Origin of the sequence: Chryseobacterium phocaeense (assembly GCF_900169075.1) — a bacterium.
Classification (GTDB): Bacteria; Bacteroidota; Bacteroidia; order Flavobacteriales; family Weeksellaceae; genus Chryseobacterium; species Chryseobacterium phocaeense.
This window is the reverse complement of sequence record NZ_LT827015.1, coordinates 2,235,251-2,251,540: the sequence shown is the minus strand read 5'-3', so window position 1 is coordinate 2,251,540 and position 16,290 is coordinate 2,235,251. Positions and strand designations below refer to the sequence as shown.

Annotated in this window: 6 protein-coding genes; 5 read left to right on the top strand and 1 reads right to left on the bottom strand. The window is 39.9% G+C overall.

Annotation, left to right across the window (positions count from 1 at the left end):
* Window positions 1-3: 3 nt before the first annotated feature.
* Window positions 4-759, bottom strand: coding sequence for a UbiA prenyltransferase family protein (locus B7E04_RS17005; RefSeq protein ID WP_080779680.1), 756 nt, complete (start codon window positions 757-759; stop codon window positions 4-6).
* Window positions 760-777: 18 nt separating this feature from the next.
* Between B7E04_RS17005 and B7E04_RS17000 the strand changes: the two genes are divergently transcribed.
* The 5 genes from B7E04_RS17000 to B7E04_RS16975 all read left to right on the top strand — a co-directional run bounded on the left by B7E04_RS17000 (window position 778) and on the right by B7E04_RS16975 (window position 16,290).
* Window positions 778-6,654, top strand: a complete 5,877-nt coding sequence (locus tag B7E04_RS17000) for an alpha-2-macroglobulin family protein (protein WP_080779679.1) — start codon at window positions 778-780, stop codon at window positions 6,652-6,654.
* Between the two features lie 6 nt (window positions 6,655-6,660).
* The gene (locus tag B7E04_RS16995; protein ID WP_080779678.1) at window positions 6,661-12,549 is read left to right on the top strand and encodes an alpha-2-macroglobulin family protein; all 5,889 of its coding nucleotides are present in this window, start codon (window positions 6,661-6,663) and stop codon (window positions 12,547-12,549) included.
* 161 nt (window positions 12,550-12,710) lie between these two features.
* Window positions 12,711-13,199 (top strand): serine protease inhibitor ecotin, encoded by a 489-nt coding sequence (gene eco, locus B7E04_RS16990; protein ID WP_062650380.1) that lies wholly within the window; start codon window positions 12,711-12,713, stop codon window positions 13,197-13,199.
* A gap of 707 nt (window positions 13,200-13,906) precedes the next feature.
* Window positions 13,907-15,316: a TolC family protein gene (locus B7E04_RS16980; RefSeq protein ID WP_080779676.1), complete on the top strand. Its 1,410-nt coding sequence runs from the start codon at window positions 13,907-13,909 to the stop codon at window positions 15,314-15,316.
* Between the two features lie 17 nt (window positions 15,317-15,333).
* A complete protein-coding gene (locus B7E04_RS16975) occupies window positions 15,334-16,290 on the top strand; it encodes an HlyD family secretion protein (protein ID WP_080780731.1) in 957 nt (318 codons plus the stop codon).

Here is a 16,290-nt window from a genome sequence, read left to right as displayed (position 1 = left end):
TCGTCAAAAATACTCCATTATTAGTAAAAATAAAAAAGGAAGTGCAGAGCAGGTTTCTATTCCGAATGAAAAATAAGCATCATCCCGCTTGTTTTCAGAGAAATAAATAAGAAAATAGGTCATAATTCCCGACAGAAAAAAAGCGGCAGCATAAATAAACTTAAGATTGAAGATGGCAATGATGATGCTCACAAAAACCAGCAGATACGCAATGTATTTGGTATTCTGAACACCTATCAGCTTCGGAAAAGTCTGTACGGTATCACTATTCATATCCCGGATGTCAAAAGGGAGAACCAATGCGGTGATAAAAAAGAAACTCACCAGAAAAATCGGAAGACTGAATTCAGGAAGCGTGAGCCAGCTGTTCACGAGTGCCCAAACCAGCCCTACATAAAACACTTTCAGCAAAGGAATCTTCCGGATATAAACATCCAGAAAAAAGCTGTTGTACAATAGTCCTAAAACCACAATAATAAACCATTTCAGCAGTCTGATTTCGTTATGGTTGTGAATAATCAGGAAGGCACAGATAATTCCGGCAACAGCGTTCAGAGCCAGTATTTTCAGAAAATGCTTCGTGTACTGATATTTTGTGTAAAGATAACCGCTGAAATAGGTGATGAAAATAAGCAGTACAGTAGGGTAGCGGAAGGTCTCCTGCTCTTTCATAAAAAATACCGCAAATAAAGTTCCCACAGCAGAGACATAAATTTGACTGTCGATAACAGTTTTTTTCAGTATTTTTAAGAAATTCATTTATCAAAATTAATACCTATGAAAATCATCTCCAAATATGGACTGTTGTTTTTTACTTTTTTCAGTATGTTTTTTTCTGCACAGAACTTCTATGAGGAGCAGTGGCTGAAAGTAGCAGAAGGGTATCGCAACGGAGAATTCAAATCAAACCTGCCCGTTATTCTGGATATCCAGAAAAGAGCTGTCAAAGAAAAGAATGCCACGGAGATTATAAAATCATTAAAAGCAGAATTTGCAATCTATAAAGACACCCAGGATGATGCCAAGAATGATTATGCGTCCACTTTTTTTGCAAAGATCAGCAGTACGGAAAGTCAGCTGAAAAAAAATGACCTGCTTCTGTTTAAAGTTCTTGAGGTGGAATTTTTCGAAAATTATTATGAAAGAAAAAAATACGAGATCCAGAAACGTACAGATTTGGATAAGGGAGATCTCTCGGAAATTGAATCCTGGTCAAAGCTTAATTTCAGGAATTATTATCTGAAGAAATTTGAAGAGCTTACGGCAATCGATAAAAAGCTTAAAAAGATCCGCCTTGAAAAGTATAAAGACGCTTTTGAAAAAGATGGTGATTTCGATTTTTTTCCTACCCTTTACGACTGGAAGGTTAAAAAGAATATAAATTTCCTGAACAACAGCGATATTTTTACAAAAAATGAATTGAAAGACCATCAGGCTCCAGTTCTGGCACTGTACCAGGATCTGATTGATTTTAACACGGATAATCCCAAACTCTACTTCCAGCATCAGAAACTGATTTATGAGAATCAGATAAAAAAAGATGATCAGTTTATAGAAAAACAGATCGCTCTGGTGAATTCTCCGATAGTTGGGGATTATAAAATATTAATAGTTAATAGTTTTGCTGCCAGTCTTTTCCAGTCAAAACCTCAGGAAGCGGAAAATCTTATTGATAAAGTGAAAAAAGAATATCCCGGTTCCAGATTCCTGAGCAATATTATATATCTGGAAAATCAGGTAAAAACGCCTGTTGTTCAGCTTTTTTACGAAGTTCATAACCAGCCTGAAAAACCGATTCAGATGGTGGCCCGGCACAAAAATGCAGATCAGTTCACCATAAAGATTTATACCATCAATGATTTCAAAAAAAACCTTCAGTATCTGCAAAACCTCGATTATAAAGAGTATTACAAAAAAATAGATAAAACGCTTTACAGAACGGATGTATTCACGCTTCCCATTAAAAAAGACTATAAGGAGCATACAACAGCCCTGGAAATGAAGGCGCTTCCCAAGGGAATGTACATCTGCGAATATATCAACGGGGAAGATGTTTCTAAATTTCTGTTCTTTGTGACCTCCTCCAGAGTGATTTACAATGAAAAGAAAGACCATATCCTGGTGTCAAGGGAAGACGGGAAGCCTATGCCCAATACTAGGCTCCTGAGATACGGGTTTGGAGATTATTCCAAAGTCAATGAAACACAGCTGCTCATTCAGACCGATAATTTTGCGAGATTTCCGTCTGAAAAGATCGTATATCACTCCGTATCTCCTTATCTGATCTATGATCCGGAGAGTAATGATTTCAATTTAATGGAGGGAGCTTATGTAGCGCGCTCCGATGCCTATCCTTATCCGCATACGCAGCTTTTCCTGGACAGGGAGATATTCAGACCCGGCCAGACGGTGTATTTCAAAGCCATATCTACCATTCCTGATTTTGATAAAAAAAGAGATAACATTATCATCAATAACGAACAGGAAGTGACCCTGTATGATGCCAACCACCAAGTGGTAAGTACTCAGAAATTTAAAACCAATGCTTTTGGATCCTACAGCGGAAGTTTCGTGCTGCCGAAAGACAAGCTGAACGGAAAGTTCAGGATGGAGGTTTCCGGGACGTATAACAATAACCGGATTAGTGATTCAAAATACTTTTCCGTAGAAGAATACAAACGTCCGAAATTTGAAATCACTTTTGACACCATCAAAAAAGATTATAAATATGGTGAAACCATAGAACTGAAGGGAAAAGTGCTTACCTTTTCCGGGATTCCTTTAAGCAATACAAAGGTTAATTTTGAGCTTAAAAAAGAAAATATCCGCCAGCGCTATTTCTGGTGGTATCCCGCTGAGCAGTACAGCAATGAAAATTCTGTCCTGGGAAAAGCTGAGACCAATGAAAAAGGCGAATTTACCATTAAAATAGACCTGAAAAAGGATGAAAATACGGAAGGTATTCAGGTTCATAACTATAAAGTGAAAACCTCGGCCACGGATATCAACGGAGAAACACAAATGGCAGAAACCAATATCAAGGTAGCATCCGTTTCACATTATCTTTCAGCCGATGAAATCAAGGAGGCCTCGGCAGATGAAGAGCTGAAAATCAACGTGAAATCTTTCAATTACAATGATATTCCTTTACAAAAGAAATATAATGTAAAGCTGATCCGGCTGAAGCAGCCGAAACGCGTTCTCAGAAATAATTTTCAGAATAACATTCAGGATCTTCCGAAAATGTCAAAGGAAGAATTCCTGACAAAATTCCCACATGACAGATACGATAAATCAGAAGACCGCAAAAACTGGGAAATCCTGAAAACCGTGACAGAGCGTTCGCAGGATGACAAAGAACTGAACCTTGGAAAGCTGGGAGCCGGAGATTACAGGCTGCTGGTCTACAACATCGAAGGAAAGGATACCATCAAAGCTCAGCAGGATTTCAGCGTCTGGGACAAAAACGGGCTGGGCCCGGATCAGTTTCCGTTCCTGAAAATTACAGCACCCAAAGAGGAAGTGAAAAGAGGTTCTCAGGTGACAATATATGCCTATTCAGCTATTCCGGATGCCGTGGTCAATGTCTACTGGCAGGATGCTCAGGGGAAAAAGAAAGTGGAAAACAAAACATTTACCAACGGAGTGCTCGCCTATACGTTCCCGGTTTCTCAGGATAAGAATATAGTGAAATATAATGTACAGTTTGTGCTGGCCCATTATAATGATGCTCAGAATGAATTTGCCAATATCTACGTGAAAAATGACGAAGATCCTTTAAAAATCGAACTGACCACTTTCAGGGATAAAGTAGAACCCAATTCAAAAGAAAAATGGAGCGTTAGGATCTTAGGAAGAAACAAAGAAAAGGTTGTAGCTGAAGTCCTGGCTGCCATGTACGATAAATCTCTGGATAAGTTTGTCCCGAATACGTACCGTTTCGATAAATTCTATATCCCATACAGTGTAATACAGGATTACAATGTAGATAATCGGCTGGAGTCCCTGTACTGGTATAAAAATATCAATTATGTGGAAACCAAGAACGTATATTTTCCACAGTTCAGATGGTTTGATGATAATGTATTTTATAACCTGCTTGTAAAATACTGCCTCACCACAGATACGGACGGCGACGGGGTAGATGATGGCCATGATGCCTGTCCTACAGTGCCCGGATTAGACGTTTACAATGGCTGTCCGAAACCGAAAAATATGACTGCAATGGAAGCAACCAGTAGTTTAGCCAGAAATAAGGGACGTTTTGAAAATGACGAAAATAGCAGGTTGGGAAAAAAAGAAAAGCAGGCAGAAGAGAAAAAAGAGGACCTTGAAGATATAAAAGTCCGTAAGAACCTTAATGAAACTGCATTTTTCTATCCTCAGCTCAGGACGGACAGTGAGGGCAGGGTAAGCTTTGAATTTACAACACCCGAAGCTCTTACAAAATGGAAACTGATGTTCCTGGCACACACCAAAGATGCAAGAAGTGCGGTGCTGGAAAAAGATATTGTTACACAGAAAAAGCTATCCGTGAATCCGAACTATCCGAGGTTTTTAAGAGAAGGCGATGAGCTTAATTTCCAGACAAGAATTTCAAACCTTACCGATGAAGCCATGGCCGGCGCAGCCTCTTTACAGATCCTGAATGCGGAAACCAACGAAGATATCTCCTCATTGTATGGGATCATTTCCCCTATGCAGAAATTCAATGTGGGAGGAACCGGAAATTCTACGGTGAGCTGGAATATTAAAACGCCTTTCAACAAAGCCTATTCCATCATCATCAAAGTAGTGGCAAAAGCAGGAAACTATTCGGATGGTGAGCAGATCCCGGTTGCCGTACTTTCCAACAGGATGATGCTGACGGATGCGGTTCCTCTTTTTGTAAAGGAAGGACAGACCAAAACATTTACATTAGCCAATTTAAAGAACAATACTTCTAAAACTGCAGTCAATTTCAGGAATACACTTGAACTGAAAACCAATCCGATTTGGGAAATCATCTTTGCCCTGCCTGATCTGAGCCAGAATTTAAATATAAGCTCTGATGAAATATTCAATACCTGGTTTGCGGATGTGGTAGGAACGGAAATCTTCAAGGCCAATCCGAGGATGAAAGCGGTCTTTGATGAATACAAATCGGCTGATATTCTGAAAAGTAATCTCGAAAAAAATCAGGAGCTGAAACAGGTTCTCCTGGAAGAAACCCCATGGGTACTGCAGGCTAAATCTGAAACAGAAACCATGAATAATATTTCAAGGCTTTTTGAAGTGAATGCAATGAAAAACTCCATCAATAAAGACTGGAATCTGCTCAGGGAATTCCAGAACAGGGACGGAGGCTTCCCATGGCTTCCCGGCTATGAAAGTTCTTATACCTGCTCACTGTACATCCTGAAAAATCTTGGTAAAATGAATGAATGGCTTAAGGAAGGAATTTCTGAATACCAATCCGGCCAGACTGCGATGGTAAGCTCCCTGATCAGTTTTGTAGACGGACAGCTGGAAAGATACTGGAAGGAAGACGAGGACAATCCGTGGAGCAATTTCGCGCTGGATTATCTGGATGCAAGAAGGTACTGGGAGAAAGAATATCCTATTGAAGGAAAAGAAGCAAAGCTGAAGGAGACGATCATCAGCCGGGCCGATAAGTTCAAGGTGACGGATCTTACTTTCTTCGGAATTCACAGGGCTGCACTTATTTATGACAGCTACGGGCTTCAGAATACCTCTAAAAAGCTGATCAATTATCTGAAAGAAACATCCGTTTCCTCCGAAACACAAGGGGCGTATTGGAAAAAGAACCTGAACGACTGGGGCTGGTATGAAAGCAAGGCTGTGAATCATGCAGGCGCTATAGAAGCCTTAAACAAAATAGTTCCGAACGATATTGACTTCATTGAAGAATCTAAAGTCTGGCTGGCAACCCAAAAAGAAGTAAATTCATGGGGGAATTCCAGGACCACGGCAGAGATCATTTACATTCTGATGAATTCAGGAAAATCATGGACTACCCCGGAAGCAGACAAAGCCACCGTGATCTGGGGCGGAAAAGCAGTTTCGCCACAGACCAAAACTACAGGCTACCTGAAGCAGATCATCAGATCATCAGAGATCAATAAGAATCTGGCGGAAGTGACCATTACAAAATCTGGTCCGGGAATTGCACAAGGTGGATTGTTCTGGCAGTATTATGAAGATCTGGAAAATGTAAAATCTACAGAGACCTATCTTTCCATGAACAGAGAATATTATAAAAAGATAAAAACAGAAAACGGAGAGCAGTTGCTGAAGATTACGGAGAACAGTCCCTTAACGGTAGGAGACAGGCTTACGGTAAGAATGATCCTGAATACGGACCGCCCGATGCAGTATGTTCACCTGAAAGATATGAGGGCTGCCGGTCTGGAACCTGTAGATGTACTGTCAGGCTATCAGTATAAAAATAACCTGGGCTATTATCAGGTGACGAAAGACGCTTCTACAAACTTCTTTATTTATTATATGCCGAAAGGGAAATATGTATTTGAATATGATCTGGTATGTAATGCTTCAGGAAAATTTTCAGGCGGTTTTGCCATTCTGCAGAATTTTTATGCCCCTCAGATGAATGCCAGAACCAAAGGAGACAAAATAGAAATAAGAAAATAACAAAATATGAAAAACATTAAACTCATCATGATATTTCTGTGTGTCGGCTTTTTTGCCCGGATGCATGCCCAGAAATACTACGACGACCAATGGAAGAAAGTGATTGAAAACACTACGAAAGGTGCTTATAAATCCAATCTTCCCATTATTTTAGACATACAAAACCACGCCATGAAAGAAAATAATGCCATCCAGCTTATCCGTTCCCTGAAAGCGGAATTCAGCATTGTCAACCAAACGGTAGACGACAATCAGAATGATGCTGCCTCAAAATTTTTCAAAAAACTTCAGGAAGCAGATTCCAAGCTGAAAGGAGAGGAAAAACTCATGTACCGTGTTCTTCTGAATGGATTTTTCATGGATTACTTTAATCAGCATTCATGGGAAATAGAATCCCGTACCAATATCAATTCCCAGGATCTGGGCCAGATTGAAACCTGGAGCAAACTTGATTTTAAAAACTATCTGAAAAAAAGCTATCAGGAACTGGATCAGCAGAAGCCGGAAATGAAAAATATTGCGCTGGCGAAGTATAAGGATATCTTTACAGAGAACAAGGATATTGCCTACTTTCCGACTGTTTTTGAATGGTATTCCATGAAGAAGATCAGCTTCCTTTCCGACACTAACCTGTTTACAAAAAACGAGCTTACAGAGAACAGAACACAGATTACCGCCACGTTTGATGAGCTTATTGCCCGGAACACGGGAAATCCGAAGCTTTATTTTATGAAAGAAAAGCTGACAGAAAACTGTAACTACAGCCAATGCAAAGATAAGCTTGAACAGCTTCAGAATCTCCTGAAATCAGATGCAGAAGGAGATTACAAGGTGATCATTATAGAAGACATCATGAATGAACTGATCAGTAAAAAGAAGACAAAAGAAGCTCTTGCGTACGCTGATCAGGCTAAAAAGCAGTATCCGAAATCTCCATTTATTGAAAACATCAGAAACAAGGAAAACCAGCTCACCAATCCGCTTCTTACCATTAAATATGAGCAGCAGACCCAGAACAATCTGCCGATCCATTTTGTAGCGGAACATAAGAATGTATCGGAATTTTCCCTGAACATCTATGAAGTAAAAGAAGACTTTGCGACCCTGATGCAGTATGTACAGAATTCTTACAACAATACCTTTGGAAAGGTTAAAAAAACATTGGTAAGAAAGGAAACATTCCCGCTTACTGATGCGAAGGATTATCAGGTTCACAAAACTTCACTGGAGATTAAGCCGCTTCCTTCCGGAGTATACGTAGTTGAATACTCAGTTGCCGGAGCAGAGGCAAAGGACAGTGATTCCAGACAGAATTTCTATTTCCTCGTGTCCGGAAACCGCATCATCTACCAGACGAAAACAGACAGGAACCAACTTTCCAATACCATGAAGCTGGTCAACAGTGAAAATGGTCAACCGGCAGCCAATGAAAACCTTACGTTCTATGAATTTGTTGCCAATAAAACACTAAATAAAATTGAGGGTAAAACTGATGCCAACGGGACCTTTAAATTCCCGTCTACGGCCAGCAATGAATACTACAGGACTTTCCTGATCCGCCAGCCAAAAACCAATGATTTCCAGATCATGCAGGTCTACGGAAACAGCGGAAATACAGAAGCTTACAACCCGAACAAACAGACCCGTACCCTGGCACAGATTTTTACTGACCGGGCTATCTACAGACCAGGCCAAACGGTTTATTTCAAGGTGATTAATACGAAGATCGACAAAGAAATAGAAGCAACAACAGCCGGTTTAAAGCAAAAAGTTACTCTGCAGGATGCCAATGGCCAGGACGTTTCTTCCCAGGATTTTACCACCAATGAGTTCGGTTCTTACCACGGAAGCTTCATTCTTCCGAAAGGCCAGCTGAACGGTGTTTTCTATTTGAGAACTGCCGATGGTTCCAATGGCTACAAAGATATCAGGGTGGAAGAATACAAAAGGCCTAAATTTGAAGTCACTTTTGACCCTGTCAAAGAAGAATACAAATATGGTCAGACTATAGAGCTCAAAGGGAAAGCAATGATGTTCTCCGGTGTGGCTTTAAGTAATACAACCATTAATTACGAAATCAAAAAACATAACATCAGATGGAGATATTTTTGGTGGTATCCGAATGATGACAGCAATGAAAATTCTATCCTCGGTGAAGCCAAAACCAATGAAAAAGGAGAATTTGTGATCCGTCTTGATCTTAAAAAAGATGAAAAGCTGGAAGGAATCCAGATCGATAATTATGAGATTAATGCCTCTGCAACGGATATCAACGGCGAAACCCAGTCGGCCAACACCCAGCTGAAAGTAGCTTCCGTTTCTCATTATATCAAAGCGGATGAGATTAAAAATACCTTCAGCGATGAAAATGTAAAACTGAAAGTAGCCACTCTGAATTATAACGAGCAGGACCTTAAAAAATCCTATCACGTAAAGCTTTCCAAACTGAATGTTCCTAACAGGATTTTCAGGGATAACTTTGCAGCAGAAGTTCAGGACCAGCCAAAATATTCAAAAGAGGAGTTCATCAGCAAATTCCCTCACGACTTCTTCGATAAAAATGATGAGGTTAAAAACCTGAAAGCCGAAAAAGTAATCTTTGAAAAACAGCAGCAGCCATCAGATCAGCTGGATCTTGGAAAACTGGAGGCAGGAGATTATCAGCTGGAAATGTTTAATATCGAAGGAAAAGATACCATTAAAACTTCACAGAATTTCAGCATCTGGGATAAAGGGGCTTTAAAACCGTCACAAAAAACCTTCCTTACGGTTATTGATCCTAAAACAGACTTCACCAGAGGGGAAAAAGCTAAGATATATGTCTATTCGGCGGTTCCGGATGCAATCGTTAATGTATTTGTTCAGGATGGCTCGGGGAAAACTGTTTCAGAAGCTCATCAGCTGAGAAAAGGCGTTCTGGAATACACGGTTGAGGTTCCTAAAGATAAAGCCGTATCTGCATTGAATATTCAGTTCCAGGTTGCGGCATTCAATGATGTGCAGACCCAATCGGTAACATTAAGAATAAAAGACACGGAACAGCCTCTGAAAATTGAAACCATTACGTTCAGGGATAAACTTGAACCCAATTCAAAAGAAAAATGGACGGTAAAAGTTTCAGGAAGCGAAAAAGAAAAAATAAACGCCGAAGTCCTGGCCAATATGTACGATATGTCACTGGATCAGTTCGCAGCGAATAATTTCAGCTGGCAGAGGCTTTATACGCCGTATTCCATGATTACTTCTTATGACATCAGACAATATCTGCTTCAGCAGTATTATCAGAAAAGATTGAAATACTATAACGGAGCCTATGTAGACATCCCGAATTTCAACTGGTTTGACGGGGATTTCAGCAGTTATGGCTTTGGCGGAAGGGTTGCAGGGTTACAGATTGAAAATATGGTAGCATCACCTCCGGCACCAATTGCAAAAGAAGCAAGCCTTGAACAAGTTGTTGTGACAGGAGCTGTTAGGAAAAGATCAATGAAAGCAAATGCAGGAGCAGAATTGAGTGAGCAGGAAGCAGATGCCGATGGAGTTCTTGATAAAGAAGATAAACCGGAAGATCTTGAAAAAGTTCCCGTACGCCAGAACCTGAACGAAACCGCATTCTTCTATCCTGATCTGAAAACAGATGCCGAAGGAAACGTAAACTTCGAATTCACTTCCCCGGAAGCGTTGACAAAATGGAAGCTGATGTTCCTGGCTCACACCAAAGATGCCAGATCAGCAGTCCTGGAAAAGCAGGTCGTGACGCAGAAAGAATTCTCAGTAACACCAAATTATCCGAGATTCCTAAGAGAAGGTGATGAACTGAATCTTCAGTCCAAATTATCTAACCTTACGGATAAAAAACTAAGCGGTTCTGCAGAGCTTCAGATCCTGGATGCCTTTACCAATGAAAATATTTCTTCAAAATTCGGGATCACCGCTGGAACACAGAATTTTGATATCACTGAAAAAGGAAACACGGCCCTGACATGGAAACTTAAAGTTCCTAATAATGTGTCTTCCATTATTTTAAAAGTAGTGGCAAAAGCCGGAACGTATTCAGATGGTGAGCAGCAGGCGGTAGCCGTACTTCCAAACAGAATGCTGGTAACGGATGCCGTTCCTGTCTTCGTGAAAGAAGGGGAAACAAAAACATTCATTCTTGATAATCTTAAAAATTCGAATTCCACAACCATTTCCAATGTTTCGAACACGCTGGAACTGACGACCAACCCGATCTGGGAAATCATGTTTGCTCTTCCAAGCCTGAAAAACGACCCGAATAATTCTGCTGATGTCATCTTCAATAAATGGTTTGCCGATGTACTGGCTTCCGAAGTTTTCAAAGCCAATCCGAAAATGAAAACCGTGTTTGAAGAATACCAGAATAAAGGTCTGTTGAATTCAAATCTTGAGAAAAATCAAGAACTGAAACAGCTTTTACTGGAAGAAACCCCTTGGGTATTGGAAAGTAAAAATGAAGGCGAACAGATGCAGAAACTGGCGCTATTATTTGATGCCAATACCATGAGGAATTCGATCAGGCAGGATTGGGATGACCTTAAGAAACTGCAGAATCCGGATGGCGGCTTCTCGTGGTATCCTGGTTACCCAAGTTCTTACGGAACCTCTCTTTATATCCTGAAAAATTTAGGAAAGATCAATGTATGGCTGAAAGATAATGCAAAAGAATATCAGAGTTCAGAACAGCAAGAGCTGGCAGCAAGACTCATTCAGTACGTGGACAATGAGATTGATAAATACTGGGATGTGAAAAAAGGAGACATCTGGAACAACTGGACCATTGATTATCTTGACACCAGAAATTACTGGGAAAAACAATACCCTTTAAAAGGAAAAGGAGCCACTTTAAAATCATTGGTAAAACAGAAAGCAAAAACAGCGAAGATCACAGATTTCACTTTCTTCGGGCTTCACCGTATGGCTTTACTGATGAATGCGTATGGTTTGAAAGACGTTTCCAATAAATTGGTGAACTATCTGAAAGAAACATCCACTGATACTCAAACACAGGGAGTTTACTGGAAGCAGAACCTGAACGACTGGGGCTGGTTCGGATCCAAGGTAGTGAATCACGCAGGCGCTCTGGAAGCATTCAACACCTTAAAGTCCGATGACCAGAAATTTATTGAAGAAATGAAGATCTGGCTGATCACACAGAAAGAAGTGAACTCGTGGGGAAGCTCAAGAGGAACTTCGGAAGTGATTTTCACCATTCTGAATTCAGGAAAATCTTGGACAAGCGCAGATAGCGACAAAGCAACGATTGTGTGGGGCGGAAAAGAACTGGTTCCGCAAACTCAGGCTACAGGTTATGTAAAATCAACCGTGAAAACTGATGTGGTTGATAAAAACCTTGGAACGGTTACCGTAACCAAACCTGGTCCGGGAATTGTTCAGGGAGGCTTGTTCTGGCAGTATTATGAAGATCTGGATAAAATAAAATCTTCTGAAAATTATATCTCCATCACCAAAGAGCTTTACAAAAAGGTGAAAACCGTGAACGGGGAAGAACTTCAGAAAATATCAGCGGATACACCTTTAAAAATAGGGGATAAAGTAACCGTAAGAATGATCCTGAATACAGACAGAGCGATGGAATTCATTCATATTAAAGATATGCGGGCTGCAGGATTTGAGCCTTTGGATGTACTTTCAGGTTACCAGTGGAAAAACAGCCTGGGCTACTATCAGTCCACAAAAGATGCATCCACAAACTTCTACATCCAGTACATGCCAAAAGGGAAATATGTCTTTGAATATGACCTTGTCTCCAATGCAGCCGGTAAGTTCTCTAATGGGATTACGACGATGCAGAATTATTATGCACCACAGATGAATGCCCATACAAAAGGAAGTAACGTGACAATTTCAGAGTAATTTATAAAAATAAAGTAAGCAAAAAAGCTGTAGTAACTTGTTACTGCAGCTTTTTTTGTTCTGAATATAAAAATTATTTAAAAAGTTTCTATAATATTAAACGTTTGTTTAATATTGGAATGGTTTTTGAAAGTATCACAGAAATTTTAAAAACAAACAAAATGAGATTTTCAAAAACTTTAATGACAGGGTTGATCATGTTGGCAGGTGTAAATGCTTTCGCACAGAAGAAGGCAGAAAAGTTTGAGAAGCTGGAAATTGAAATGTTCCCTAAAGCTAAGGACGGATTCAAACAGGTATACATTCAGCTGCCCGTTGCAAAAAATGAAAGCGATTTAAAAGTGGAGTTTTTTGTAGGGACTGAAAAAATGGTAGACTGCAACAAATATTTCCTGATGGGTAATGTAAAAACCCAGGATCTTCAGGGATGGGGCTACAACTATTATGAAGTGGAATCTAATGGAGAAGCAGGAGGAACCCTGATGGCCTGCCCGGATCAGAAGAAAACAAAGAAATTTGTAACCCTTCAGCCGGAGATTGTAAGATACAACAGCAAACTTCCTTTAGTATTCTATGTACCGAAAGACCTTGAAGTTCGTTACAGGATTTTGCGTCCCGATGCGAAAATGAAATCTGCAGTTCAGAGATAAACAATTTATCTTTACATAGAACTCCTCACTTTTTGTGGGGAGTTTTTTGTTTATAATAAATTCCATGTTTTTTAAACTGAAGAAAAAAGTTCCCACAGATTCCGCAAATTTCACAAATTTTTATTCACCTTCTAAAAAAAATCTGTGTTATCTGAGAAAGCCGTGGGATGAAATTATTAACCAAAAAAGTTACAAAAGTTTTGAACACTTAAGATTAATTAAGATTAAATTGCTGCTGCAATAAAGTACACCTAAGTTTTGGAAAAAATCAAAGATTTTTTATGTGTCATCCTAAATCTGCTTTATCTGTTGGATCTGCGAGAGATAAAGATTAAACCATTAAGTTTGATTTAAGTTTTTAAGAATATTAAGGTTGAGCTTCGCTTTAAAGCGCACTACTTAAAAAATCTTTAGATTTTCCCTTAACGATTCTTATCTCCTTCATTTATCTTAATGTTTCAAAAAAATACCCGCAAGCATCTGTGCTCATCTGTGAAAATCTGCGGTTAATTTTTTTTATCACAAAATTTAATTTTTCTTTCCATTAAAACACCCTTTAAATTAAAACTAAACAGATCTTCTATTCTTATCACAAACAAAGGATTAAAACTAAACACTTTTTAAACTTATTTTAAATCCATTGTTATAATGAATTATCTTCGATGATTTAACAAATTTTTGCATTATATTTGTTATAAACATAAACCATGAAAAACAATTTATTGATTTTTGCGTTTAGTTTTCTGGCTTTCCCTGCTTTCTGCCGGGCACAGTCTGCGCCGGATTTTAAAGAACTTTTAGACAGTGCTATGGTCCGAGATTCCGATCTTAAAATGCAGATCACGCAGAACAAACTCACAGACCTTGACACCCACAAACTGAAAGACATCTTTCTTCCCACTCTGGAACTCAGCGGGCAGGCGGGGTATCTTAATGCAACGGCAAGGCTCACATCGCCGGAAATCAATCTGGCTCCTTTTATTCAGATCCCTGAAGGAAGTTTTAATAATAACCTTAATGTTTCAGGGTTTTCGGGAATTGCAAAAGCAGACGCTAAAATGCTTCTCTATTCAGGAGGAAAAGTGAAATATCTGAAAAAAGCCAATGAAGAAAAGAAAATATCCGAAGATATCCTTCTTGAAAAAACAAAAGATGATGTTGTAGCCAATATTTCAAAGGCCTATGATCAGCTGGCCCTCATTCATCAGTCTAAAAAAGTCCTCGATGAGAGTAAAAAAAGACTCGACATCAACAGAAAAACTGCGGATAAAGCATTAGGTTACGGACTTATCACTCCCTATGATCATAAGAAAATAGAACTTGCCCAGGCGACCCTTAATGCTAAAATGGTGGAGTATGAAGGCAAAAAAGAACTTCTTCTCACCCAGCTTTATATTCTTACAGGAATCAGTAAAGACCGCCTGAGGATGATTGATCCTGTGCTTGCTCCCGTAGAACTTCTCTCTTCAGAAAAAGGAATCGAAGAAAGGGCTGAAGTTCGTGCCCTTGATCATGGGATTACGGCCGCAGACTATAAAATCAAGGCAGAAAGAACCTGGATGATCCCGAAGGTCCAGCTCATGGCTTCTGCTTATTATATTGGCCTGTATGGCAGCCGTATCAAGACTTCAGAGAACGTAATTCCTGCAGTTCCCGCTTTAGGCTACGGAGGGGCCAAACTGGACTGGAGGCCAACCAATATCAATATCCTTCCTTTATTTACGGCAGGTGTAGGATTCAAGTGGGAGATCTTTGACGGAAAAGAAGGAAAACACGCAGAAGAAACTGCAAAAGTCGGAAAAGAAGTCCTTCAGAATAAAAAAGAAGATGCCCTTAAAAAATTAACCCTGAATCTGGCTAACAATCAGACCAATTATGATATCGCAACCGCACAGATTGCTTTAAAAGCCAAAGAAAAAGAACTGGCTAAAAGTGCGTTGGTTCAGGCGGAAAAAGAATTCAGGTACGGAATGAGCAAATCTTCACAGCTCATTGATGCTGAAAATGACCTGGAAATAGCGGAACTGGAATACCAGAATGCCTTATTTAACCAGCGGAGAGCCGGAATAGAGCTCATGAGATCCACACAGGAGCTTGATATCACTAAACTTTATTAATCCTTATCCTTACCATGATGCATAAAAATATATTCATAATATTTACAGTTCTTTTTCTGGCAGGGAGTTGCACTAAGAAAAAAGAAAATCTTAATGATTCCGAAGGAAAAGTGAAAAAGGAAGTGATCTCTTTCGCACCGAAAGTAACCGGAAGGATCTTAAAAATATACGTAACAGAAGGCCAGAGTGTGAAAAAAGGAGATACAATGGCATTGCTTGATGTACCGGAAGTTTCTGCAAAAATTGCCCAGGCTCAGGGAGCGGTAAGTGCGGCAACGGCCCAGGAACAGATGGCCAAAAACGGAGCCACGGCAGATCAGCTGAGGCAGCTTAAAGCCAAATACAAAGGCTTGAAAGAGCAGTATGAATTTGCCCAGAAATCTTTTAAAAGAGCCAATAATATGTACCGCGACAGCCTCATGTCTCCACAGGCATATGATGAGGTATATGCCAAACTTCAGGGCGCAAAGGCACAATACGATGCAGTGGTGGCAGAACTGGATGATGTACAACGCGGAACCCGTGTTGAAAAAGTGGAAATGGCAGCCGGACAGGCCTCGCAGGCTAAAGGAGCACTGCAGGAAGCCAATGTGGCCTATTCCGAAAGATATATTATTGCAACAAATGATATGGAAGTAGAAACCATCAGCCTCAATACAGGCGAACTGGCTACGGCAGGTTTTGCATTATTTAACGGGTATATTCCGAAAAGCACCTATTTCAGGTTTACCGTTCCGGAAAGTTCCATTTCAAAATATAAAAAAGGACAGGACGTGAATATGCAGGTGGTGTATAACAAAGAGAATCTGCAGGGCACAGTGGTGTATATCAAACAGTTGACCAGATATGCGGATATCACAACAGCTTATCCCGATTACCAGCTTCAGGATGCCGTTTACGAAATTAAAGTGAAGCCGAAAGACATGAATAAGGCCAAAGGAATATTGGTGAATGCTAACGTTATCCTGAAATAA